Here is a 24276-nt window from a genome sequence, read left to right as displayed (position 1 = left end):
GTGTTCAGGTGGCACTTCCGCATCATGATGCAGCCCAGGGAGACGAGCACCGCCGTGCCGAACCCGAACTCCTCCGCGCCCATCAGGGCCGCGATCGCCAGGTCGCGCCCGGTCTTGAGCTGTCCGTCGACCTGCACGCGGATCCGGTCCCGCAGGCGGTTGTAGATCAGCGCCTGCTGGGTCTCGGCCAGCCCCAGCTCCCACGGCAGCCCGGTGTGCTTGATGGAGGTCAGCGGGGACGCCCCGGTGCCGCCGTCCATCCCGGAGATCAGCACGAGGTCCGCCTTCGCCTTCGCGACTCCGGCGGCGATCGTGCCGACCCCGACCTCGGAGACGAGCTTGACGGAGACGTCGGCCCGCGGATTCACGCATTTCAGGTCGTAGATGAGCTGCGCCAGATCCTCGATGGAGTAGATGTCATGGTGCGGCGGCGGCGAGATCAGCGTCACGTACGGCGTGGTGTGGCGGATCCGCGCGATGTCGGGGCTGACCTTGTGACCCGGGAGCTGCCCCCCCTCGCCCGGCTTGGCGCCCTGCGCCATCTTGATCTGCAGCTCGTCGGCGTTCACGAGGAACTCGGTGGTCACGCCGAACCGGCCCGATGCGACCTGCTTGATCCGGGACCGGAGGCTGTCGCCGTTGGGGAGCGGGACGTACCGCTCCGGATCCTCGCCTCCCTCGCCCGAGTTGCTGCGGCCGCCGATCCGGTTCATCGCGATCGCGATCGTCTCGTGCGTCTCCTTGCTGATGGACCCGAACGACATCGCGGCGGTCACGAACCGGGGGAGGATCGCCTCGACCGGCTCGACCTCGTCGATCCGCACCGGCGTCCCCTCGCGGAACCGGAAGAGGGAGCGAAGCGTGGCCCGCTCCTCCGACTGGTCGTTGATGAGCGCTTCGTACTCCTGGAAGACGCGGTAATCGTTCAGCCGGGTCGCGGCCTGCAGCTTGTAGATCGACTCGGGGGTCCAAAGGTGCCGCTCCCCGTCGACCCGCACCTGGTAGACGCCTCCCACGTCCAGCATGCCGTGCCGCTGGTCCCAGGCCCCGTCGGCGGGGAAGCCGCGGCGGTGCCGCGCGACGGTCTCGGCCGCGATCTCGTGGAGGCCGATGCCGCCGATCCGGGAGGCGGTGTGGGTGAAATATTTCGCGACCAGCTCCTTCCCCAACCCCACGGCCTCGAAGATCTGGGACCCGAGGAAGCTGCGAAGGGTGGAGATCCCCATCCGGCTGAACGTCTTGAGGAGCCCCTTCTTCACCGCGGTGATGTACCGGTCCATCGCCACGCCCGACGAGAGCCCCTTCTCCAGCATGTCCGACTCGGCGAGCGCGCGGACCGTGGAGAGGGCCGTGTACGGGCAGATGGCGTTCGCGCCGTAGCCGAGCAGGAGCGCGAAGTTCATGACCTCCCGCGGCTCGCCGCTCTCGACGAGGATGGCCGCCTGGGTCCGCAGGCCGCGGCGGATCAGGTGGTGGTGCAGCCCGGCGGTGGCCAGCAGCGATGGGATCGGGGCGCGGCTGGCGTTCATGTTCCGATCGGTCAGGATGAGGATCGTGGCGCCGCCGCGGATCGCCTTGTCCGCCTGGACGAGCAGCCGGGCCAGCGCCGTCTCCAGCGCCTTGCCGTCGCCGTCCGCCGGGAAGAGCATGTCGAGCTCCGCCGAGGCGAGCTCGGGGTGGGGGGCGTTGCGCAGCCGCAACATGTCCTCGGGAGTGAGGATCGGCTGGATGATCTTGAGCATCCGGCAATGTTCCGGCGTCTCGTCCAGGAGGTTCCGCTCCCGGCCGATGTAGCTGTTGAGCGACATCACCAGCTCCTCGCGGAGCGGGTCGATCGGCGGGTTGGTCACCTGGGCGAAGAGCTGCTTGAAGTAGGAGAAGAGCACCTGCGGGCGGTTCGAAAGGACCGCCAGCGCCGCGTCGTCCCCCATCGAGCCGACCGGCTCCTGGCCCTGGGACGCCATCGGAGCGACGATCATCCGGACCTCTTCCTCCGTGTAGCCGAAGGCGTGCTGCTTCCGGAGGAGCTCCTCCGGATCCTCCGGCGGCCCCTCGGACGGGACGAACAGCCCCCGCAGCTCGATCCGGTTCTCCTTGACCCACTTCCGGTACGGCTTCTGCCGCGATACGGTCGCCTTGATCTCGTTGTCGGGGACGATCCGCTTCTGCCGGAGGTCCAGCAGGAGCATCCGGCCCGGCTGGAGCCGCCCTCGACGGATGATCCGGTCCGGCGGAAAGTCGATCACGCCGGTCTCGGACGCCAGGACGATCATCCCGTCCCGGGTCATCGTGTACCGGGCGGGGCGCAGCCCGTTCCGGTCGAGCGTGGCGCCGAGGTACCGGCCGTCGCAGAACACCATCGCGGCGGGTCCGTCCCACGGCTCCATGATCGCGGAGTGGTATTCGTAGAAGGAACGCTTGTCCTCGCTCATCTGGAACTTCGGGCCCCACGCCTCGGGGATCATCATCATCACGGCGTGCGGCAGCGACCGGCCGGCCATCACGAGCAGCTCGAGGGCGTTGTCGAAGATGGCGGAGTCGCTCCCGGACTCGTTGATCACCGGGGTGATCTTGCGGATGTCGGTGCCGAACAGCGGCGAGGAGAGGTTCGCCTCCCGCGCCCGCATCCGGTTGATGTTCCCCCGCAGGGTGTTGATCTCCCCGTTGTGGGCGGCGATCCGGAACGGGTGGGCCAGGTGCCACGTGGGGAGCGTGTTCGTGCTGTACCGCTGGTGCATCACCGCGTACGGGCTCATGAAGAGATCGTTCTTCAGGTCCGGGTAGAACTGGGGGAGCTGGGAACCGGTGAGCAGCCCCTTGTACACCATCGTCCGGCTGGAGAGGCTCGAGACGTAGAACTGGCTGGCGTCCACGCCGCTCCAGGAGGCGACCTCCTTCTCCACCAGGCGGCGGACGACGTACAGCTTCCGCTCGAACGCCTCCCCCTCGTGCTTCGCCCGGGACAGGAAGAGCTGCCGGACCCGCGGGCGCGTGGAGAGGGAAAGTTCGCCCAGGACCGCCGGGTCGACCGGCACTTCCCGCCAACCGAGGACCGGGCACCCTTCCGCGGCCGCGATCCGCTCCACCGTTTCGGTGCAGCGGGCGGCGAGCGCATCGTCCACCGGGAAGAAGAGCATCCCGGCCGCGTACTCGCCCCGTGGAGGGAGGTATAGCCCCTCGCCGGGGCAGACCTGCCGGAGGAAGGTGTCGGGGATCTCCACGAGGATGCCGGCGCCGTCGCCGGTGGACTTGTCGCCGCCCAGCGCCCCGCGGTGCTCCAGGTTGACCAGGATCCGGATTCCCTGTTCCACCACCAGGTGTTGGGAAACCCCGTCGATCCGGGCGACGAACCCGACGCCGCAGCTGTCGTGGTCGTTCTTCGTGTCGTACAGCCCCGTCGGCCTCGGGACGCCGGCGGCGTTTATGCGGAAATGAGAATCCCTTTCCATCATGTCGTTCTTCCTCGCAATGCGGTTGTTCCGGTCGAAACCTATATTATTGCACAGGAAAGGGGGGTAGAGGATACGAAAGGTCGGGCCGGGCGGGGGTGACGGAAACAGGGTACCACGGCCGGATATCGGTGGATCGGAATCTTCCGAACGGCCCCGGCGTTCCACAAGACCGGTGCGCTCCGGGCCGTTCTGTCGTACCCTGTCGTCATCCCGGGCGAAAAGGGGGAGACGCATGCGGCTCGGCATGGTTGGGCTGGGGCGGATGGGGGCCAACATGGTCCGCCGCCTGATGCGGGCGGGGCACGAGTGCGTGGCGTTCGACGCGAACCCGGATGCGGTCCGGTCGATCGCCGGAGAGGGCGCGGTCGGCGCGTCTTCGCTGTCCGACCTGACGGCGAAGCTTCCCGCCCCCCGGGCGGTCTGGGTGATGGTCCCGGCCGGCGAAGCCACGGAGTCGACGGTGACGGCTCTGGCGGCGCTCCTTTCCCCGGGCGACATCGTGATCGACGGGGGAAACTCCCACTACAAGGACGACGTCCGGCGCTCCCGGGAACTTTCCGGGAGGGGGATCCTCTACTGCGACGTGGGGACCAGCGGCGGGATCCGGGGTGCCGACCGCGGCTACTGCCTGATGGTCGGCGGCCCCGCGGGTGCGGTGGAGCGGCTTTCCCCCGTCTTCCAGGCGCTTTCGCCGGGGCGCGGCGCCGCGCCGTCGACTCCCGGCCGGGCCGCGGGAGACGGGACCGCCGAGGAGGGGTATCTGCACTGCGGCCCCGCCGGCGCGGGCCATTTCGTCAAGATGGTCCACAACGGGATCGAGTACGGGCTGATGCAGGCGTACGCGGAGGGGTTCGACATCCTCCGGAGTGCCGGCTCCGCGGAGCTCCCCCCGGACCACCGGTACGATCTTCCGGTCGCGGAGATCGCGGAGGTGTGGCGGCGCGGCAGCGTGGTGGGGTCGTGGCTCCTGGACCTGGCGGCGGAAGCGCTCCGGGAGGACCCGTCCCTCTCCGGCTACACCGGCGTCGTCCGGGATTCGGGCGAGGGACGGTGGACGGTCGAGGCGGCGGTCGAACGGGCGGTGCCCGCGGACGTGCTGACCTGCGCCCTCTACGCCCGGTTCCGGTCTCGCCGGGACCACACCTTCGCCGAGAAGGTGCTCTCGGCGATGCGGCGGAAGTTCGGCGGACACGTCGAGCCCGCGTCCGGGGGCTGAAGGCGTGCCCGCGAACCCGAACGCCGGGAAACCGGCCGACGCGAGCCGCCTCGCCGACATCCCGCGCCTCGTTTCCGCCTACTACACGGGGGAGCCGGACCCGTCCGACCCCGGGCAGCGGGTGGCGTTCGGCACCTCCGGCCACCGGGGGTCGTCCCTCTCCCTCTCCTTCAACGAAGGGCACATCCTCGCCGTGACCCAGGCGATCTGCGAGCACCGGAAGGGGGAGGGGATCACGGGGCCGCTCTTCCTCGGGATGGACACGCACGCGCTGTCCGAACCGGCCTTCCGGAGCGCCCTCGAGGTGCTCGCCGGCAACGGCGTGGCCGTGATGATCGACCGGGACGGCGGGTACACCCCCACGCCCGCGGTCTCGCACGCGATCCTGTCGTACAACCGGGGCAGGAGCGCCGGCCGGGCCGACGGCATCGTGATCACGCCGTCCCACAACCCGCCCGAGGACGGCGGGTTCAAGTACAACCCGCCCCACGGCGGCCCGGCGGACACCGACGTCACCCGCCGGGTGGAGGAGCGGGCGAACCGGATCCTGGCCGACGGTTTGCGCGATGTCCGGCGGGATCCGTACGCGCGGGCGCTCGCGGCGCCGACCACCGCGCGGCACGGCTACGTCGAGGCGTACGTGTCGGACCTCGGCGCGGTCCTCGACATGGAGGCGATCCGCGGGGCGGGGATCCGGATCGGCGTCGATCCGCTGGGCGGTTCCTCGGTGGGGTACTGGGGGGCGGTCGCGGAGCGGTACGGCCTTTCCCTCTCCGTGGTGAACGCGGCGGTCGACCCGACGTTCCGGTTCATGACGCTGGACTGGGACGGGAAGATCCGGATGGACTGCTCGTCCCCGCACGCGATGTCGGGGCTGATCGGGATGAAGGACCGGTTCGACGTGGCGTTCGGCAACGACACCGACGCCGACCGGCACGGGATCGTGACGCGCGGGGCCGGGCTGTTGAACCCGAACCAGTACCTTTCGGTCGCGATCGACTACCTCTTCCGGCGGCGAAGCGGCTGGCGCGCGGACGCGGGGGTGGGGAAGACGGTCGTCTCCAGCGGGATGATCGACCGGGTGGCGTCCCGGCTCGGGCGGAGGCTGGTCGAGGTCCCCGTGGGTTTCAAATGGTTCGTCCCGGGGCTCCTGGACGGGTCGCTGGGCTTCGGCGGGGAGGAGAGCGCGGGCGCCTCGTTCCTGCGCTCGGACGGCGGTCCGTGGAGCACGGACAAGGACGGCCTGCTCCTGGGGCTCCTGGCGGCCGAGATGATGGCGGTCGCCGGCCGCGATCCGGGCGAGCTGTACCGGGAGTTGGCCCGGGAGTTCGGAGAGCCCGCGTACGAGCGGATCGACGCGCCGGCGACGAAGGAGCAGAAGTCGATCCTGTCGCGGATGTCCCCCGACCGGGTGAAGGCGACCGCGCTGGCCGGCGAGCCGATCGAGGCGATGCTCACGGCCGCGCCCGGGAACGGCGCCGCCATCGGGGGCTTGAAGGTTTCGACCGCGAACGGCTGGTTCGCCGCCCGCCCCTCGGGAACCGAGGACGTCTACAAGCTGTACGCGGAGAGCTTCCTCGGGCCCGACCACCTGAGGCGGATCCAGGAGGAGGCCGGGGCGCTCATCGCGGGGGTCCTTTCCGTCCCGGGCGCCGGGTAGCGTCTCCGCCTCCGTACGGCCACGTCCAGTCCCGCACCTCGGGCATGTCTTCCCCGTGCCGGGTGATGTACTCCCGGTGCTCGACCAGCTTGTCCCGGAGCGCCTGCCGGGTGTAGGCCGCGCGGGACTCCAGCCCGGGCACCCGGTCGATCACGTCGTTCACCAGGTGGAACCGGTCCAGGTCGTTGCGCACCACCATGTCGAACGGCGTGGTGGTGGTTCCCTCCTCCTTGTATCCCCGGACGTGGAGGTTCCTGTGGTTCGTCCGCCGGTACGTCAGCCGGTGGATCAGCCACGGGTAGCCGTGGTAGGCGAAGAGGATCGGCTTGTCCGTGGTGAAGAGGGCGTCGAACTCCTTGTCCGGCAGGCCGTGGGGATGCTCCTCCCGGGGGGTGAGGGTCATCAGGTCCACGACGTTCACCACCCGGACGCGGAGGCCGGGCAGGAGCCTGCGGACCAGGTCGACGGCCGCGAGCGTCTCGAGCGTCGGCACGTCCCCCGCGCACGCCATCACCACGTCCGGCTCCGCCCCCTCGTCGTTGCCGGCCCATCTCCAGATGCCGATCCCGGCGGAGCAGTGCCGGATGGCGGCGTCCATGTCGAGCCACTGCGGGGCGGGCTGCTTCCCCGCCACGATGACGTTGATCCGGTTCCGGCTCCGAAGGACCTTGTCGGTCACGTACAACAGGCAGTTCGCGTCGGGGGGGAGGTACACCCGGATCACGTTCCCCTTCTTGTTCACCACGTGGTCGATGAACCCGGGATCCTGGTGGGAGAAGCCGTTGTGGTCCTGCCGCCAGACGTGCGAGGTCAGGAGGTAGTTGAGCGAGGCGATCGGGCGCCGCCAGGGGATCTCCGTGCCCGTCGTCTTCAGCCACTTGGCGTGCTGGTTGAACATCGAGTCCACGATGTGGATGAACGCCTCGTAGCAGGAGAAGAGGCCGTGGCGGCCGGTCAGCAGGTATCCCTCCAGCCATCCCTGGCACGTGTGCTCGCTCAAGATCTCCATCACCCGCCCGTCCGGGGAGAGGTGGTCGTCGCCGGGGAGCGTCCCGGCCACCCAGGCCCGGTCCGTCGCCTCGAACAGCGCGTCGATGCGGTTCGACGCGGTCTCGTCCGGCCCCATCACCCGGAAGTTCCTCGCCTCGGCGTTCCGCTTCATCACGTCCCGGAGCATCCGTCCCATGACTCGGGTCGCCTCCGCCGTGACACCCCCCGGCACCGGGACTTCGACCGCGTAGTCGCGGTAATCGGGCATCGCGAGATCCTGGAGCAGGACGCCCCCGTTGGCGTGCGGGTTGGCCCCCATCCGCCGGGTTCCCTTCGGCGCCATCTCCGCCAGCTCCGGCCGCAGGCGGCCGCTTCCGTCGAAGAGTTCCTCCGGCCGGTACCCCTTCATCCACTCCTCCAGCATCCGAAGCCGGTCCGGCCTGCCCGCAATCTCCCCGAAAGGGACCTGGTGGGACCTCCACGTTCCCTCCGTCCTCTTCCCGTCCACCTCCTTCGGGCCCGTCCACCCCTTCGGCGTCCGGAGGACGATCATCGGCCACCGCGGACGCTCCGATCCTCCCGCGGCGCGCGCCACCCGCTGGATGGAACGGATCTCCGCGATCGCCGCGTCCAGGGCCGCCGCCATCGAACGGTGCATCGACCCGGGCTCGTCTCCCTCCACGAAGCGCGGCGCGTACCCGTAGCCGGCGAACAGGGCGGCGAGCTCCTCCGGGGGGATCCTCGCGAGGATCGCGGGATTCGAGATCTTGTAGCCGTTCAGGTGCAGGATCGGCAGGACCGCCCCGTCGGTCGCCGGATTCAGGAATTTGTTCGAGTGCCACGACGCGGCGAGCGGCCCGGTCTCCGCCTCCCCGTCGCCGACCACGCACGCCGCGATCAGGTCGGGATTGTCGAAGACCGCCCCGAACGCGTGGGAGAGGGCGTACCCCAGCTCGCCGCCCTCGTGGATGGAGCCCGGCGTCTCCGGGGCTACGTGGCTGGGGATTCCCCCGGGGAAGGAGAACTGCCGGAACAGCTTCCTCATCCCCTCTTCGTTCCGGGGGAGGTCGGGGTACACCTCGCTGTACGTCCCCTCCAGCCAGCAGTTCGCCACCAGGGCCGGTCCGCCGTGCCCGGGACCCGCGACGTAGATCATGTCCAGGTCGTTCGCCCGGATCACCCGGTTCAGGTGGACGTAGATGAAGTTGAGCCCCGGGGTGGTTCCCCAGTGTCCGAGCAGGCGCGGCTTCACGTGCTCCGGCCGAAGCGGCTCCCGCAGCAGCGGGTTGTCCAGAAGGTAGATCTGGCCCACGGAGAGGTAGTTGGCCGCGCGCCAGTAGGCGTCCATCCGCCCCAGCTCCTCGTCCGTTACGGAACCTCCACCGTGGCCCGGCCGTGCGGCGGTCGGTCTCATCGCGCTCCCTCCAGTCCAACGCGGTTCCCGGTCGATCCGGGCGCATGCGATATACTAAGATCCGTTCCTGCCGGAGCCCGCTCCCTTGGGAGGTCCCGATGTCCGCCGGTCGCCCCTTGCGCCTTCCGAACCCGGGAGCCGCCCTTCTCTTTCTCCTCGCCCTGTTCGTCTTCCCGCCGCCCGAAGCGCCCGCCGCGCTCGACAACGATTTCAACGACCCGAAACGGTGCGCCGCATGCCATACGGAGATCTTCTCACAGTGGGAAGGGTCGATGCATTCGCAGGCGGCGGAAGACGGGATCTTCCGGAAATTCTACGAGATGGTCGTGGACGAGGTCGGCGTCCCGGCGGTCGAATTCTGCATGAAGTGCCACTCGCCCGTAGGCGTGTCGCGCGGGGAGGTGCCGCCCGCCACGGGAGAGAAGCTTTCCCCGGTATCGATGAAGGGGGTCTTCTGCGACTTCTGCCACACGGTCACGCCGAAGGGGATCGGGAACGGCGCGTTCGAAACCACGTTCTCGGAGACGAAGCGGGGACCGTTGGAGAAAGCCGTCTCCCCGGCGCACGCGACGAAGACCGACGGCAGGTACGACCGGTCCGAGTTCTGCGGGATGTGTCACTACGTGACGCACCCCCTCTCGGGACGCCCGATCGAACGCACCTACGAGGAGTGGAGGGAGTCGCCGTACAACACCGGCGACCCGGCGACCTCGACCCAGTGCCAGGATTGCCACATGCGGCAGACGCCGGGAAACCCCGGGACCGGCGCCACGGAACGGAAGGACAACCCGGGAAAGGCCGCCTCGACGGGGCCTGCCCGCCCACACGTATGGACCCACTATTTCGTGGGTGGAAACACGCTGTACCCGGGAGCGCCCAACGCGGAGCGCCGGAGGGCGATGGCCTCGGAGCGGCTCCGGAACGCGGCCCGGCTGGAGATCCTCCCCGAGGACGCGCCGGCGGGTCCGGGGGATCTGGCGAGCTTCCGCGTGCGGGTGCACAACACCGGGGCGGGGCACAAGCTTCCGACCGGGCTGTCCGAGGTGCGGGAGATGTGGATCGACGTGGGCGTCACCGACGCGTCGGGAAAGGTGCTTCTTCGGTCCGGCGAGATCGGCGAGGGGGGCGGGATCGACCCGTCCGCGGCGATCTTCAAGACGTTCCTCGGGATCGGGAAGACGAACGTGAAGCTGGCCTGCTGCTTCTTCGCGATCGGCGAGCGGAACCGGATCCTGTCCGCGGAGCGGATCACCCGGGACCGGCGGATCCTCCCGAAAGGGTACGACGAGGAGAAGTACGCGTTCCGGGTGCCGGAGGGAGCCGTGTTTCCCCTCAAGGTGACGGCGTTTCCGTGAAGGTCCCGGTGGTGCGGATGGCGGAGGCCGGACACGCCTTCGGGGGAACGGCGGCGGAACGTGAACGGTAACCGGAACGAAGCGGCTCCCCGCTTCATCGCATATCCGGGTCCCGTCACGGACCGGATGCGGCGGTGCCGAATATGCGGATTCCCGTTCTTCTCATCGCGTGCCTTTCCTTCGCAGGCTGCTCCGGGGGTTCCCCGGCCGCCCCGGCGACCGCCACCGTTCCCTCTCCCGCATCCTGGCCGACGATCTCCCTCGCCCCGGTGGCGGGCGGCTTCGTCCAGCCGGTCGACATCGCCCATGCCGGCGACGGGAGCGGCCGGATCTTCGTGGTGGAGCAGGGGGGGCGGATCCGGATCCTCGACAACGGTGCCGCGTTGCCGTCCCCGTTCCTCGATATCTCCCCCCGGATCGCATGCTGCGGCGAGCAGGGCCTCCTGGGCGTGGCGTTCCCCCCGGGCTTTTCGTCGAGCGCCCGTTTCTACGTGAATTACACGAGGAATCCCGACGGAGCGACGGTGATCGCCCGGTACCGCGTGTCCGCCGACAACGCGAACGCGGCGGATCCCGCGAGCGAAGAGATCGTCCTGACCGTCCCGCAGCCGTTCGCGAACCACAACGGAGGGAAACTCGCCTTCGGCCCCGACCATTTCCTCTACATCGGGATGGGGGACGGAGGAGGAGGGGGAGATCCCCTGGGGAACGCGCAGAATCCCGGCTCGCTTCTCGGGAAGATGCTGCGGATCGACGTCGAATCCGGCGTCGCGCCGTACGCGGTTCCCCCGGACAACCCGTTCCTCCTGTCCTCCGGCTACCGTCCGGAGATCTGGGCGCTGGGGCTGCGGAACCCGTGGCGCTTCTCCTTCGACCGCCGGACCGGAGACCTCTACATCGGCGACGTGGGGCAGGGGGCGGTCGAGGAGGTCGATTTCCAGCCGGCCGGAAGCGCCGGCGGACAGAACTACGGATGGAATATCATGGAAGGCGCGGGCTGTTTCGGCGGCGGCGCCTGCGGCACGGACGGGTTTTCCGTCCCCGTGGCGACGTACGACCATTCGCAGGGGTGCTCCGTCACGGGAGGCGTGGTATACGGGGGAACGGACGAAGCGGTTCTCCAGGGGATCTACTTCTACGGGGATTTCTGCACCGGCCGGATCTGGGGATTGAGGAGTACGGCCTCCGGGTGGGACGCCGCGGAACTGATCGCCCCCGTGGTCCCTCCCCGGAACATCGCGGCATTCGGCGAGGACGAGGCGGGAAACGTCTACGTGGCGAACTACGCAAGCGGCGAACTTCTGAAGATTCAATCCCCGTAGGGAGGCATCCATTGCGGATCGTCGTGTCCGGTTCGAGCGGGCTGGTGGGATCGGCCCTTGCGCCGATGCTCGCGGCGGCGGGGCACGAGGTCGTCCGGCTCGTCCGGCGCGCTCCCGCGCCGGGGGAGAAGGCGGTCCGCTGGGATCCGGACCGCGGCGGGATCGACCCGGAGGGACTCGCCGGCGTCGAAGCGGCGGTCCACCTGGCCGGGGGGAACATCGGCGCGGCCCGGTGGAACCCGGCCCGCAAGGCGCTCCTGCGGGACAGCCGCGTGAACGGGACGCGTCTTCTCTGCGGGGCGCTCGCCGCGCTCCCCGGCCCGCCGAGGGTCCTGGTCTCCGCCTCCGCCGTCGGCTATTACGGCGACCGCGGGGAGGAGGAGCTGACCGAGGAGCATCCTCCCGGCCGCGGATTCCTCCCCGACGTCTGCCGCGCGTGGGAGGAGGCGACGGGTCCGGCGGAGCGCTCGGGGATCCGCGTGGTCCGTCTTCGGATCGGGATGGTCCTGGCAAGGGACGGCGGCGCGCTGCCGGCGATGCTCCCGCCGTTCCGGATCGGTCTGGGAGGCGCGCTGGGGAGCGGGCGCCAGTACATGAGCTGGGTCGCCCTCGAAGACGTGTGCGGGATCGTCCTGCACGCCCTTGCCGACGAACGGCTGCGCGGGCCGGTGAACGCGGTGGCGCCGGCGCCCGCGACCAACCGGGAGTTCACCTCCACGCTCGCCCGGGTCCTCGGAAGGCCGGCGATCTTCACGGTCCCCGCGTTCGCGCTCCGGCTGCTGGTCGGCGAGATGGCCGACGCCCTGCTCCTGTCGAGCGCCCGCGTCGTTCCGAAACGGCTCCTCGAGACCGGTTACGCGTTCCGTTCCCCCGGACTCGAGCCGACGCTGCGCCGCCTGCTCGGCAAGGAGAAGGCGGCATGAAGGTGCTCCTTTTCGGGACGTGCCTGGTGGACACGTTCTTCCCCGGCGTGGGGGAGGCGACGGTGCGGCTGCTGCGGCGGTTCGGCGCGGAACCGGTCTTCCCGCAGGCGCAGACGTGCTGCGGCCAGCCGGCGTGGAACGCCGGGTACGAGCCCGAGGCGCGCGCGGCGGCGGCGCACTTCCTCTCCGTGTTCGACGGCGACGATCCGATCGTCACCCCTTCCGGCTCCTGCGCCGCGATGGTGAAGCACCATTACCCCGGCCTGTTCCGGGACGATCCGCGGATGGTCGCGAAGGCGAGACGCGCGGGGGAGCGCATCCACGAGTTGTCGCACTTCCTCGTCCACGTGGCGAAGGCCCACGAGGCGGGCCTCCGCGGGAAGGGGACGGTCACCTACCACGCCTCGTGCCACCTGACGCGATCGCTGGGAGTGCGGGAGGAGCCGCTGGCGCTCCTTTCTTCGCTCAAAGGCGCCACCTTCGTCCCCATGCCCGACGCGGCCCGCTGCTGCGGATTCGGCGGCACCTTCATGGCGAAACTGCCGGAGATCTCGTGCGCCCTGGCGGAGGAGAAGGCGGCCGCCATCGAGGCGACCGGGGCGGACACGGTGACCGGGTGCGACTCCGGGTGCCTGATGAACATCGCCGATGCGATGAAGCGGCGCGGGACGCCGGTGCGGGTCGCGCACCTGGCGCAACTGCTGGCGGAGGGGATATGAGCCACGGACAGACGAGCCTCCGCTTCCGCGAGAACTCCGTGCGCGCGATGGGGGACGACGCCCTGCGGGCGGCGATGAAGCACGCCACCGGGACGTTCGGGTCGAAGCGAGCCGAAGCGTTCGCGCCCGTGGAGGACGTGGAGGGGTTGCGGGACCGGGCTTCCGCGATCCGGGAGCGGGTCCTGTCGGACCTGTCCGGGTACGTCGACCGGTTCGTCGCCGCGGCGACGCGCGCCGGGGCGACGGTGCACCGGGCGGTGGACGCCTCCGCCGCGCGGGAGATCATCGCGAAGATCCTCGCGGGCCGGGGCGCGAAGCGGATCGTGAAGGGGAAGTCGATGGTCTCCGAGGAGGTGGAGCTGAACGCCCACCTCGAAGCCGCGGGGATGGAGGTCGTCGAGACCGACCTCGGGGAGTACATCATCCAGATGGAGGGGGAGACCCCCTCCCACATCATCGTCCCGGCGATCCACAAGAACCGGCGGCAGGTCGGGAAGCTCTTCGCGGAGCGGCTCGGGGTCCCGTACTCGGACGACCCGCAGGTGCTGACGAAGATCGCAAGGGAGGCGCTGCGGGAGAAGTTCCTCTCGGCCGACGCCGGGATCTCGGGGGCGAACTTCGCCGCCGCCGAGACGGGCAGCCTGATCCTTTTCACGAACGAGGGGAACGGGCGGATGGTGACCACCGTGCCGCCGCTCCACGTGGCCATCCTCTCCATCGAGAAGATGATCCCGTCGCTCGCGGACCTTCCGGACTTCATCCGCCTGCTCCCGCGCTCCGCCACGGGGCAGCCGATCACCAGCTACGTCTCCGTGATCACCGGTCCGCGCAAGGCCGGGGACGCCACGGGGGCGAAGGAGCTGCACATCGTCCTGCTGGACAATGGCCGCACGGAGATCCTCGCCGGGGAGTCGCGGGACATCCTGAAGTGCATCCGGTGCGGCGCCTGCATGAACGTCTGCCCGGTCTACCGGACCGTCGGGGGGCACTCGTACGGGTGGACCTACCCGGGGCCGATGGGACTGATCCTCACCGCGCTGCTCACCGGGATGGCGAACTCCCACCCCGTCGTGGACGCGAGCACCTTGTGCGGCGCGTGCGTCGAGGTGTGCCCGGTGCGCGTGCCGCTCGTCGACCTGATCCTTCAGCTTCGGCGGCGCAAGGTGCGGGAGGGGTTCGCCGGCCCGAAGGAGATGCGCGGGATGGCGCTGTTCGGCGCGGCGGCCGCCTCGCCCGGACGGTTCGCCCTCGGGCAGCGGATGGCGCGGATCCTCTGGCCGTTCGCCCGCGTCCTGGGGGGGAAGGACGTGGCGGGGCGGATGCCTCCCCCGGCCCGGACCCCCTTCCGGCGGAGCGCGCCGTGACCGGCGTGGACCTCGCGGCGACGTTCCTGGAAAACGCGGCGAAGGCGGCGGCGGGGGTCCACACGGCATCCGGCGTCGACGGATTGCGGGATGTCCTCGCGCGGATCGTCCCCGCCGGTGCGCAGGTGTACTGTCCCGGGACGACCGAGGCCGAGAAGGCGGTGGAGGGTCTTTTCCCGAACCGCGTGGCCGATTACGCCGCGGCCGCGGTGACGGTGGAGGAGGTGTACGGCGGGATCGCCGAGACCGGGACGCTCGTGTGTTCGAGCGAGGGGGGCCGGGCGGTCCAGGCGGGTCTGCTGCCGTCGCACCACGTGGCGATCGTGCGCCGGGAGATGATCCTCGCCACCCTGACCGATCTCTTTTCCGCGGTGGCCGCGGCGCCGCCCACGAACCTCACGCTGGTCACCGGCCCCAGCCGGACCGCCGACATCGAGCTAACGCTGGCCATCGGCGTGCACGGCCCCGAGCGCCTGGACATCATCGTCGTATAGGAGAGGCGGCGAACCCGACGACGATGTCCGCGACGTTCGTTCCCGTGGGGCCGGTCACGACCAGGTCTCCGATCGGCCCGAAGAACCGGTAGGCGTCGTTGTTCTCGAGGTGGGCGCGGGCGTCCAGCCCGCGCTCCGACGCGCGGGCGGCCGTCGTCCCGTCCGCGTACGCCCCCGCGGCGTCGGTCGGGCCGTCGATCCCGTCGGTCCCGCCGGCGAGCACCGACAACCCGTTCTCCCCGGAGAGCTCGATGGCGCAGGCGAGCGCGAACTCCTGGCTGCGCCCCCCCTTGCCGTTCCCGTCCACGCGGACCGTCGTTTCCCCCCCGGCGACCAGCGCCGCCGAACCGCCCGGCGGAAGCGCGGCGGCCGCCTCCCGGAGCCGGGAGCAGAACGCCCTGGCGCAGTCGCGCGCCTCCCCTTTCAGGAATCCGGGCAGCAGGACGACCTCCGTCGCCTCGTCGTCCGATTCCAGCGCGCGCGCCGCCGCGGCCATCGCGGTCCGGTTCGTCCCGACGAGCGCGCACGAGACGTTCCGGAACAGCGGGTCGCCGGGCTTGGGGGTTTCCGGGATCCTCCCCGCATCCCCCTCCAGGAGGTGCCACCGCACGGCCGCGGGAACGGCATACAGCAGGCCGTACCGCTCGAGGACGCCGATCGCGTCGGCGTACGTCGTCGGGTCGGGGGAGAAGGGGCCCGACGCGATCGCGGACGGGTCGTCGCCCGGCACGTCCGACAGCAGGAGCGCCCACACGGTGGCGGGTTGCGCCGCGCGGGCCAGTCGTCCCCCCTTCACGTCGGAGAGGTGCCTGCGAACGGTGTTGAACGAGGCGATGTCGGCGCCAGCCCGCAGGAGGAGACGGGACACCTCGGCCTTCTGCTCGGCCGTGACGCCTTCCGCGGGGGCGGAGATCATCGACGACGCGCCTCCGGACAGGAGGGCGATCACCAGATCCTTCGGTCCGGCGACCTCGAGGAGCGCCTGGATATCCCGCGCCGCGGCGAGGCTCCCGATGTCCGGGACCGGGTGCCCCGCCTCCAAGAACCGGACCCGACCGGAGGTTCCCCCGTGGCCGCGCGGAACGGCCAGGACGCCCTCCTCGACGGAGCCCCACAGCGCCAGCAGGGCGGCGTTCCCCATCGCCGCCCCCGCCTTTCCGCCGCCGACCAGGTAGACCTTCCCGATGTCCTTCCAGGGAACCGCCGCCCCGGACCCGGGGACCGACAGGAGGAGGGAGCCGGCCGAAACCGTAAGCCCCCCGGACACCAGCCGCGAAGGTTCCACGGCCGCGACCGCGGCGCGGAACGCGCGAAGCAGGGATTCTTTCCGCGACGGAGCCACGGCCGGCGAAAACCGGCTCAGTGCGAGAGGATCTTCGAGAGGAACAGCTGCGCGCGTTCCGACCGGGGGGTCCCGAAGAACTCCTGCTTGGTGGTGTCCTCGACGATCTGCCCGTGATCCATGAAGATGACGCGGTGGGCGACGTTCCTGGCGAAACCCATCTCGTGGGTCACGACCATCATCGTCATCCCCTCCCTCGCCAGGTCCTGCATGACCGCGAGGACCTCCCCGATCATCTCGGGATCCAGGGCCGAGGTGGGCTCGTCGAAGAGCATGCAGATCGGGTCCATCGCCAGCGCCCGCGCGATGGCCACCCGCTGCTGCTGGCCGCCGGAGAGCTGGCCGGGGTGTTTTCCCGTGAATTCCTTCAAGCCCACCCGGTCGAGGAGCGCCTCCCCTTTTTCCCGAGCCTCCTCCTTCGACCGGCCGAGGACCTTGACCTGGCCGACGGTCAGGTTTTCCAGCACGGTCATGTGGGGGAACAGCTCGAAGTGCTGGAACACCATCCCGACGTGGGAGCGGAGCTTCGGGAGGTCCGTCCTCGGATCGGCCACCGGGGTGCCGTTCACCAGGACCTCCCCCTTCTGGAACGGCTCGAGCCCGTTGACGCACTTGATGAGCGTGGACTTCCCCGAGCCGGAGGGGCCGCACACCACGACCACCTCCCCCTTCTCCACCTTCGACGAGCAGTCGGTCAGGACCTGGAACGCCCCGTACCACTTGCTCACGCCCTGGATCTCGATCATGGCCATGCGTCTTCTCCGGGGACCGTCATCGGACGATCGCGATTTTCTTCTGCAGCCGCTTCACCAGCGTGGACAGCGCGAGGCAGATGGCGAAATAGATCACCGCCGCGAAGATGTACATCTCCATCGGGCGGTTGTAGTTCTTCCCGGCGATCTCCGCCGCCTTCAGCAGGTCCTTCGCCCCGATCGCGTAGACCAGCGAGGTGTCCTGGAACAGGATGATGGTCTGGGTGAGCAGGATCGGCAGCATGTTCCGGAACGCCTGCGGGAGGATCACCAGCCCCATCGACTGCCAGTACGTCATTCCGAGCGCCTGCCCCGCCATCACCTGGCCGCGGGACACGCTCTGGATCCCCGCGCGCATGATCTCGCTGTAGTACGCCGCCTCGAAGGCGGTGAAGGTGATGAGGGCCGACCGCTCGGCCCCCACCGGCTTTCCGGTGATCAGCGGGATCACGAGGAAGAACCAGAGGATGACCATGACCAGCGGGATGGAGCGCATCAGGTTCACGTAGGCGGCGGCCGCCCGGGAAACGAACCCGAGGTCGGCCAGCCGGCCCATCGCCAGCAGCGTGCCGAAGACGATCCCGCCGGTCATCGCGACCAGGGTGAGGTTCGCGCTGAAGAGGAACCCGGTCCACAGGAACGTCAGGCTCGGCTGGAGGACGGAGAAATCGAAGTCGGCCACGATATCCCCCCCTCCTCTGCGCTATTTCGCCGCGGCGATGTAGCCGGGGACCCGCGTCCGCTTCTCGATCCACGACATCCCCCGGTGGGCGATGAAGGCGCAGATGAAGTAGAGGAGGGTGACCGCGAGGTACGTCTCGATCCCCTGTTCCGAATCCTCCTGCATCTGGCGGGCCTGGAACGTCAGCTCGAGAACGCCGATGGCAAACGCGACCGACGAGTTCTTGAAGACGTTCATGAATTCGGAGGTGAGCGGCGGGAGGATGATGCGGAACGCCATGGGGAGGAGGACGTACCGGTAAGTCTGCGGAAGCGTGAACCCCATCGCGAGGCCGGCGTACCGCTGCCCGCGGGGGAGGCTCTGTATCCCGGCCCGCACCTGCTCCGCGATCCGGGCGGAGGTGAACAGCCCCAGGCAGACCGTGGCGGTCGCGAACTCCTTGGCCGGCATGTCCCGCTTGACCCACATGGAGAGGCCGCGGGGAAGGAGCTCCGGGACGACGAAGAACCAGAGGAACATCTGGACCAGCAGGGGAATGTTCCGGAACAGCTCCACGTACGCGTTGCAGAGGCGGGCGACCCAGCGGTTCGGCGCCGTCCGGAGCGTTCCGACCAGGAAGCCGAGGAGCAGGGCGATCGCCCAGGAGCAGAGGGAGACCGACACCGTCCAGCCGAACCCGGTCAGGATCCACGAAAGGTACGTCTCCTCGCCGCCCTTGATCCGCTCGAGGAAGATCCCCCAGTTCCAATGGTAGTTCATCCCGGCCCCGCCGCCCTCCGGTCACGGGAACGGGCGGGAGGGATGCCCTCCTCCCGCCCGGTTCCGTGCGCCTACTTCTTCTTGTTGTACGCTTCGGCCGGCGCGTCGCTCGGGTTCTTGATGAGCTCCTTGAGCTTCTCGCTCATCGGGAAATTCATATTGACGTTCTTCGGCGGAATCGGGGACAGGAACCATTTCCTGTACAGCTTCTCGAGCTCGCCGCTCTTCATCATCCCCTTTATGGCGTCGTCGGCCAGCTTCTTGAACTGCGGATCGTCCTTGCGGACCATCACCGCGATCGGCTCGACGTTCAGCACCTCGCCCACCAGCGCGTAGTCGGACGGCTTCTTCGAGGTTGCGATGAGCCCCGCCAGCAGGTTGTCGTCCATCACGAACGCCACGGCCCGGTCGGTTTCCAGGAGCAGGAACGAGTCCGCGTGGTCCTTCCCGTACACTTCCTTGAAGTCGATGTGCTTCCCCTTCTCGTGGGCCCGCATCAGCTGGACGGAGGTCGTCCCCGAGGTGGTGGCCACCGGCTTCCCGTCCAGCTGGCCGAGGCCGGTGATCCCCGACGCCTTCTTCACCGCCATCCGCACGTTCGTGACGAAGGTGGTGACCGCGAAGGAGACCTGCTTCTGGCGCGCCTCGTTGTTCGTGGTGGAGCCGCACTCGAGGTCCACCGTCCCGTTGGTGACCAGCGGGATCCGGTTCTGCGAGGTCACCGGCTGCTGCTGGACCTTCAGGCCGGGCATCTTGAGCTGGTCCTTCACCGCGGACACGATCCTGTTGCACACGTCGATGTGGTATCCGATCGGCTGCTGCTTGTCGTCCAGGTACGACAGCGGGTACGACGATTCCCGGATCCCCATCGTGATGGATCCGGTCTCCTTCACTTTCTTGAGCGTTCCCGAAAGCTCCTCGGCGAAGCCGGGGGTCGTCGCCAGGAAGGCGACCAGCGTGCAGAGCACCAGGCCGGAGCGCAGTTTCATTTCGATCCGTTCTCCTTTCGATTTGGTGGGAAAGCGGAGGTTTGGAATCAGTATAACGTCTTTTGAATTCCATTCCACCGCATTCCCGGCCCGCGGGAGTCGCCCCTTCCGCGTTTCGAAGGTGTATCCTGATCGGGGACACGACACCACCGCCGGGGAGGAACCGGATGAACCGTATCGCGGGATACGCATCGAAATGGCTGGCCGGGATTGCGGCGATCGCGCTCGGGACGCTCCTGTCCGCGCCGTCCCCGGCGGCGGAGGCGCCCCGGATGACGACCATGGAGCTTTCGGCGGCGCTCGGGAGCCCGGACCTGGCCGTGATCGACGTCCGTGTGGACGCGGCCGCCGCGGAGACGAAGATTCCGGGGGCGGCTGTCGAGAATCCGCGGGACGTCGCGTCATGGGCGTCGAAATACCCGAAGGGGAAGACCATCGTCCTCTACTGCTCCTGACACGAGGAGGCGACGAGCGCCCGGGTGGCGCTCCGGCTGATCGAGATGGGGTACGGGAAGGTTTTCGCCTTGAAGGGCGGCTGGGACGAATGGGTGCGCCGGGAACACCCGGTCGTCCGGAACATCGTGGAACCCCCCGACGCTCCCGGAAAAGCGGAGGAAATCGCCAAGTAGCGCGGGGAAGGCGGTAACGTCTCAAGTTCGGGCCGGCCGCGGCCGATATAGGACGTCGACCATTCCTGTCGCATAAGGGGAGTGCCGCCACGTTGGAAATGCCGCTTCCGGACACGGCCCCCGAGCGGATCGCCGCTCTCCTGGTGGAGATCGCCCGCGTCCACAACTGGTGCGGTCTCTATGCCCCGGGGCACCCGTTCCTCGCCGGAAGGATCCGCGCCCTGCGGGACGCGCTCGCCGCACAGGCGTCGAAGGAGCCGTCCGGGATCCTCCTGCTCGGGATCGTCAAGGACCGGGCGCTCTATCGGGACGGGTTCATCGGAAGCGGCCAGCCGCTGATCTCCGCCTTCACCGAAACGCTCTACCGCCTCCACATCGCGACGCTCGGGATCGGCACGGACGTAACGGTCGATGGATTGTCCGACTTCTTCGGGCGACTGCGCGCCGTGCGGACCGCGTCGTCGGACGACTCCCGGGAGGGGAGCGTGTTCCGGGAAGGGATCCGCGGGATCCACCTGTCGCAGGTCAACTACCGGGAGGTGCTCTCGCGCGGGGTGATCGCCGCCGGCGAAGTTCCGTCCACCGAGTCCCGCGAGGACGCGCTGTGGCGCCTGCTCCTCTCGTCCAACATCGCGGACGAGGACGACGAGATGCGAATCGTCGAGGAGCTCGCGGAGTTCCCCGAGATCCTTCCCGTCATCGTCCGGAGGGCGTACGAGGGGGGCGATCCCCCGCCGCCCGCCGCGGGGACGCCCCCGGCATACGTGTCCCCGGACGTCCTGCGGCGGATGTTCCGCCGCCTCGGCCAGACGCTCAAGGCGATGCCGGAGGATCGCAAGCGGAAGGTCCTCCGGTTCCTGGAGGACGGGGTGGACGAACCGCCGGCCGCGGCGGCGGGGTCCGGAGATCTCCCGTTCCCGATCGCCGGATCGCTGGTGGAGGAGTATTCCGACGCGGAGTTCCTCGAGCTGTTCGCCTCGCTCCTCTCCCTCGAGGAGAACCGGGGAAAGCGGCTGCTCGGGATTTTCCGGGTCATCGCGGCCGGAAGGGACGTTCCCGGATCCCTCCTCCCGATGGTCCGGGCGTGGTCGGTGGAGAGCCTGCGCGCGAAGAACTACTACGCGGTGAAGACCTGGGAGACGATCGAACAGCTCCTGCAGGGGAGCGACCGCGGACCGGGGGACGGGGACGCCCATGCCGGGCTCCTCGCGCGGCTCCCCGCGGCGCAGGGGAGGGAGCCCGCCGCGCGTTCTCCGGAGGGCCGGGCCGACGCCGCCGCGTTCGGCGCGACGCCGGTGGCCCGGAAAGGGGTGGTCGTCCTCCTCGAGCTGCTCCTCTCGGAGAAGCGGGACCCCGACTTCCTCGCGTTGCTCTCCGCGATCACGGGCGCGATCCCCCGGCTGATCCGCGAGAACGACTTCGAGACGCTCGAGCGCGCCCTCTCGGCGCTTACGATCGCGTCGGGGGCCGGATCCCCCGAACGGCGGGCCGCCGCGGCGGGGGCGCTCGCGGGGGTGGATTTCCACCGCATCATCGAGGCGTGCCTCTCCGATCCCGTGAGCCTCCGGAAGGGAAAGGGGGGCGTGGAGCTCCTGGTCAAGTTCGGCTCGACGTCCGCGGACGCCCTGCTGGACCGGCTGCTGGCGGAGGGGGGGGCGGCGCGGAGGAAGGCGCTTCTCTCGCTGGTGGTCCGGCTGGGGGAGGCGGCGGTCGCGCCGATCCTCGCGCGCCTTTCCCATCCCCGCTGGTTCTACGTCCGCAACCTCTGCCTCCTCCTGGGCGAGATCGGCGACCCGACGGGCGTTCCCGCGCTCGTGCGGATGCTCTCGCGACCGGAGCTGAAGATCCGGCGCGAGGCGGTCCAATCGCTCGGGAAGCTTCGGACCCACGACCCGGACGCGGTGGCCGCCCTGGGGAAGATGCTCCTCTCCGAGTCCCTCTTCTCCTCGCGGGAGGAGACGATCCGGATCGACGCGGCCAGCGCCCTCTTCCGCATCGGCGGGGCGGAGGCGATATCGTTCCTGCACCGCGGGCGCTCCTCCCGGCGGGAGGCGGTCCGGAACCATTGCGGGGCGCTGCTCGGGACAAGGGGGACGGCGTGAAGCCGCGGGAGGCGTTCCAGGAGCTGATGTCCGACCTGGTGCAGGCGGTCCAGGCCGCGGGGATCTACCCCGAGGAGCACCACCGCGTCCAGGAACCGCTCTCCCGGCTGCACCGCCGCGTCAAGACCGAGGCGAAGCGGCTTCGGGGGCTGAACGTGGGGTTCCTGGGGGACCAGGTGGTGATCGACCAGTTCCCGTTCCGCTCCACCACGAGGTCGTTCGAGCGTCTGACCCGCCGGATGGCGGCCCGCGGAATCGAGAAGGTCGCCTTCGCCGAGGGGATCAGCCTGGCGGAGCTGCGGAGGTTCGTGCGGTACGTGGCTCGCCCATCGGCCGCGCCGCCGGCCGAGCCGTGGCGGTCCGTCGCCTTCGGGAGGATCGACGGGATCGTCGATGCCCCGGCGGTTCCGCCAGCCCCCGACGGGCGGCTGACCGCGCCGCAGGCTCTCGAGGGGGCCGCCTCGGTGCTGAAGGATCTGCTCCGGTCGCTTTCGCGGGAGTCCCGGGAGGGGGACGTGGAGGACGGGAAGGAAATCGTGTCCGCCGTGATGAAGGGGCTGCGGGAAGAGGAGTACCTGATCGACCGGATGATCCGGATGCAGTCGCAGGACGATTACACGATCACCCACTCCCTGAACGTCTGCGTGATGGTGGTCGCCCAGGCCCGCCGGATGGGGCTCCCCGACCCGGTTCTGCGCGACATCGGGCTGGCCGCGCTCCTCCACGACATCGGCAAGGAGCTGGTCCCCGGGGAGATCCTCGCCAAGCCGGGGAAGCTCGACGACGAAGAGTTCGCCAAGGTCTCCCTGCACCCGGCGTTCGGCGCGATCCACCTCCGGAAGCTCTCCCTCGGGAGCGAGCTGCCGATGATCGTCTCCTTCGAACACCACATGCGGTACGACCGGACCGGGTACCCGGAGGCCCGGTTCCCGGACCCTCTCCACCCCGCCTCCCTGATGACGCAGGTCGCCGACGTCTACGACGCGCTCCGGACGTACCGGCCGTACCGGGAGAAGTTCGACAAGGAAACCGCCCTCTCGATCCTCCGGGACGGGCGGGGGACGGAGTTCGATCCGCGGTTCCTGGACGACTTCGTCGCGATGGTGTCGGAGGAACCGTAGCTTAACCGACGGGAATCCGGCGCCGGCGACGGGCGATGCCGCGGTAGAGAAGCCGCGACAGGAATCCGGCGCCGGGGAGGCGGAAGAGGACGGCGGCCCATCGGTACCGCCGTGTCCGCTCCAGGATCCGGGGGATCGCCCGCTCTCCGGAGAATATCGTCCCGTCCGGAAGGACCAGCTGCATCGCCCGGAGGCATTCGGCCTCGGTGACCGTGGGGAACCGCGCCCGGGTCGCATCGGACCGGCACGGGTGGAACTCGAAGTCGCCGGGGTCTCCGGCGTTGCGCCGGACCCAGTCGGCCGCCGCGCGGCAGACCGGGCAATCCCCGTCGTAGATCAGGGCGAGCGTCGGCATCAGCAGATCCGCGGGAGCTGGTCCCCCACGGGGTAGTCGACGGCCCGCAATCCTCCCGACACGGTCCGCATCCGCACGCCGCGCGCCCCTTCGCGGACCTCTCCGACCGCCGCCGCTTCGCGGCCGAGCGGATGTTCCCGGAGCGCGGACACGATCTCCGCCGCCGCCCCTCCGTCCACGATCAGCACGGCCTTCCCCTCGTTGGCGAGGTAGAGCGGGTCGAATCCCAGGATCTCGCAGACGCCGCGCACCGCCTCCCGGACGGGGAGCCGCCCCTCGTCGAGGACGAACCGGGCGTTCGCCGACGCCGCCATCTCGTTCAGCGTCACCCCCACGCCGCCGCGCGTGGGGTCCCTCATGAACCGGACCCTGCCGCCGAACCGCTCGACGACCGGCAGCAGCAGGCCGGAGAGGGGGGCCACATCGGAGAGCACGGGAGCCTCGAGGGAAAGCCGCTGCCGTGCGATCAGCACCGCCACCTGGTGGTCTCCCATCGTCCCCGTGAGAAGGATCCGGTCCCCCGGCCGGACGTTCGCGGGGCGCGGCTTCCACCCGCCCACCGCGACGCCGACCCCGGCGGTGGTGATGAAGATCCCGTCCCCCTTCCCCTTCTCCACGACCTTCGTGTCGCCGCAG

At 69.6% G+C, this 24276-nt stretch carries 21 protein-coding genes; 12 read left to right on the top strand and 9 right to left on the bottom strand.

What is annotated here, in order from left to right; genetic code table 11:
• Positions 1–3449, bottom strand: a 3449-nt coding sequence (gene gltB / locus HZB86_11440) for a glutamate synthase large subunit (protein ID MBI5906136.1), incomplete at its 3' end; no start/stop codon positions are given.
• A 235-nt stretch (positions 3450–3684) separates the two neighbouring features.
• Between gltB and gnd the strand changes: the two genes are divergently transcribed.
• Positions 3685–4668, top strand: coding sequence for a decarboxylating 6-phosphogluconate dehydrogenase (gnd, locus tag HZB86_11435; protein MBI5906135.1), 984 nt, complete (start codon positions 3685–3687; stop codon positions 4666–4668).
• Between the two features lie 4 nt (positions 4669–4672).
• Positions 4673–6328 (top strand): alpha-D-glucose phosphate-specific phosphoglucomutase, encoded by a 1656-nt coding sequence (locus tag HZB86_11430; protein MBI5906134.1) that lies wholly within the window; start codon positions 4673–4675, stop codon positions 6326–6328.
• Here the strand turns inward: HZB86_11430 and HZB86_11425 are convergent.
• On the bottom strand, positions 6291–8732 hold the full coding sequence (locus tag HZB86_11425) for a phosphoketolase family protein (GenBank protein ID MBI5906133.1): 2442 nt from the start codon (positions 8730–8732) through the stop codon (positions 6291–6293). The two genes, HZB86_11430 and HZB86_11425, sit on opposite strands and share 38 nt — an antisense overlap.
• A 98-nt stretch (positions 8733–8830) precedes the next feature.
• Here HZB86_11425 and HZB86_11420 point away from each other — a divergent pair, with 98 nt between their 5' ends.
• The 6 genes from HZB86_11420 to HZB86_11395 all read left to right on the top strand — a co-directional run bounded on the left by HZB86_11420 (position 8831) and on the right by HZB86_11395 (position 14909).
• Entirely contained in the window at positions 8831–10087 is a 1257-nt protein-coding gene (locus tag HZB86_11420; GenBank protein MBI5906132.1) for a cytochrome c family protein, read from the top strand.
• A gap of 143 nt (positions 10088–10230) precedes the next feature.
• A complete protein-coding gene (locus tag HZB86_11415; GenBank protein ID MBI5906131.1) occupies positions 10231–11409 on the top strand; it encodes a PQQ-dependent sugar dehydrogenase in 1179 nt (392 codons plus the stop codon).
• A gap of 11 nt (positions 11410–11420) precedes the next feature.
• Complete coding sequence (locus tag HZB86_11410) at positions 11421–12332, top strand: TIGR01777 family protein (protein ID MBI5906130.1); 912 nt, start codon at positions 11421–11423, stop codon at positions 12330–12332.
• Positions 12329–13051 carry a (Fe-S)-binding protein gene (locus tag HZB86_11405; GenBank protein MBI5906129.1) on the top strand — a complete coding sequence of 241 codons (723 nt, stop codon included), beginning with the start codon at positions 12329–12331 and terminating at the stop codon, positions 13049–13051. The genes HZB86_11410 and HZB86_11405 overlap by 4 nt, the downstream gene beginning before the upstream one ends.
• Complete coding sequence (locus HZB86_11400) at positions 13048–14415, top strand: iron-sulfur cluster-binding protein (GenBank protein MBI5906128.1); 1368 nt, start codon at positions 13048–13050, stop codon at positions 14413–14415. The genes HZB86_11405 and HZB86_11400 overlap by 4 nt, the downstream gene beginning before the upstream one ends.
• Entirely contained in the window at positions 14412–14909 is a 498-nt protein-coding gene (locus HZB86_11395; GenBank protein ID MBI5906127.1) for a lactate utilization protein, read from the top strand. Before HZB86_11400 ends, HZB86_11395 begins: the two co-directional genes overlap by 4 nt.
• Here HZB86_11395 and HZB86_11390 read toward each other — a convergent pair.
• From HZB86_11390 to HZB86_11370, 5 genes are all read right to left on the bottom strand, one after another.
• On the bottom strand, positions 14896–16251 hold the full coding sequence (locus tag HZB86_11390) for a DUF4147 domain-containing protein (protein ID MBI5906126.1): 1356 nt from the start codon (positions 16249–16251) through the stop codon (positions 14896–14898). The two genes, HZB86_11395 and HZB86_11390, sit on opposite strands and share 14 nt — an antisense overlap.
• Before the next feature lie 17 nt (positions 16252–16268).
• The gene (locus HZB86_11385; GenBank protein ID MBI5906125.1) at positions 16269–16997 is read right to left on the bottom strand and encodes an amino acid ABC transporter ATP-binding protein; all 729 of its coding nucleotides are present in this window, start codon (positions 16995–16997) and stop codon (positions 16269–16271) included.
• Positions 16998–17022: 25 nt separating this feature from the next.
• A complete protein-coding gene (locus HZB86_11380; protein ID MBI5906124.1) occupies positions 17023–17688 on the bottom strand; it encodes an ABC transporter permease subunit in 666 nt (221 codons plus the stop codon).
• 18 nt (positions 17689–17706) lie between these two features.
• Positions 17707–18444 carry an amino acid ABC transporter permease gene (locus tag HZB86_11375; GenBank protein ID MBI5906123.1) on the bottom strand — a complete coding sequence of 246 codons (738 nt, stop codon included), beginning with the start codon at positions 18442–18444 and terminating at the stop codon, positions 17707–17709.
• A 71-nt stretch (positions 18445–18515) separates the two neighbouring features.
• Positions 18516–19433 carry a transporter substrate-binding domain-containing protein gene (locus tag HZB86_11370; protein MBI5906122.1) on the bottom strand — a complete coding sequence of 306 codons (918 nt, stop codon included), beginning with the start codon at positions 19431–19433 and terminating at the stop codon, positions 18516–18518.
• 167 nt (positions 19434–19600) lie between these two features.
• Between HZB86_11370 and HZB86_11365 the strand changes: the two genes are divergently transcribed.
• The 4 genes from HZB86_11365 (at position 19601) to HZB86_11350 (ending at position 23285) form a co-directional block, all read left to right on the top strand.
• Positions 19601–19888: a hypothetical protein gene (locus HZB86_11365; GenBank protein ID MBI5906121.1), complete on the top strand. Its 288-nt coding sequence runs from the start codon at positions 19601–19603 to the stop codon at positions 19886–19888.
• Between the two features lie 24 nt (positions 19889–19912).
• Positions 19913–20062: a hypothetical protein gene (locus HZB86_11360; GenBank protein MBI5906120.1), complete on the top strand. Its 150-nt coding sequence runs from the start codon at positions 19913–19915 to the stop codon at positions 20060–20062.
• A 92-nt stretch (positions 20063–20154) separates the two neighbouring features.
• Positions 20155–22164: a HEAT repeat domain-containing protein gene (locus HZB86_11355; GenBank protein MBI5906119.1), complete on the top strand. Its 2010-nt coding sequence runs from the start codon at positions 20155–20157 to the stop codon at positions 22162–22164.
• The gene (locus tag HZB86_11350) at positions 22128–23285 is read left to right on the top strand and encodes an HD domain-containing protein (GenBank protein MBI5906118.1); all 1158 of its coding nucleotides are present in this window, start codon (positions 22128–22130) and stop codon (positions 23283–23285) included. The genes HZB86_11355 and HZB86_11350 overlap by 37 nt, the downstream gene beginning before the upstream one ends.
• A 1-nt stretch (position 23286) precedes the next feature.
• On the opposite strand, the gene HZB86_11345 is transcribed toward HZB86_11350, so the two are convergent.
• Positions 23287–23640: a DUF393 domain-containing protein gene (locus tag HZB86_11345; GenBank protein ID MBI5906117.1), complete on the bottom strand. Its 354-nt coding sequence runs from the start codon at positions 23638–23640 to the stop codon at positions 23287–23289.
• The coding region (locus HZB86_11340) for a hydrogenase expression/formation protein HypE (protein MBI5906116.1) at positions 23640–24276 on the bottom strand (637 nt) is incomplete at its 5' end. The genes HZB86_11345 and HZB86_11340, both read right to left, overlap by 1 nt.

It is taken from the genome of Deltaproteobacteria bacterium, from assembly GCA_016234845.1.
GTDB lineage: Bacteria > Desulfobacterota > Deferrimicrobia > Deferrimicrobiales > Deferrimicrobiaceae > JACRNP01.
This window is presented reverse-complemented; position numbering and strand designations above follow the sequence as displayed.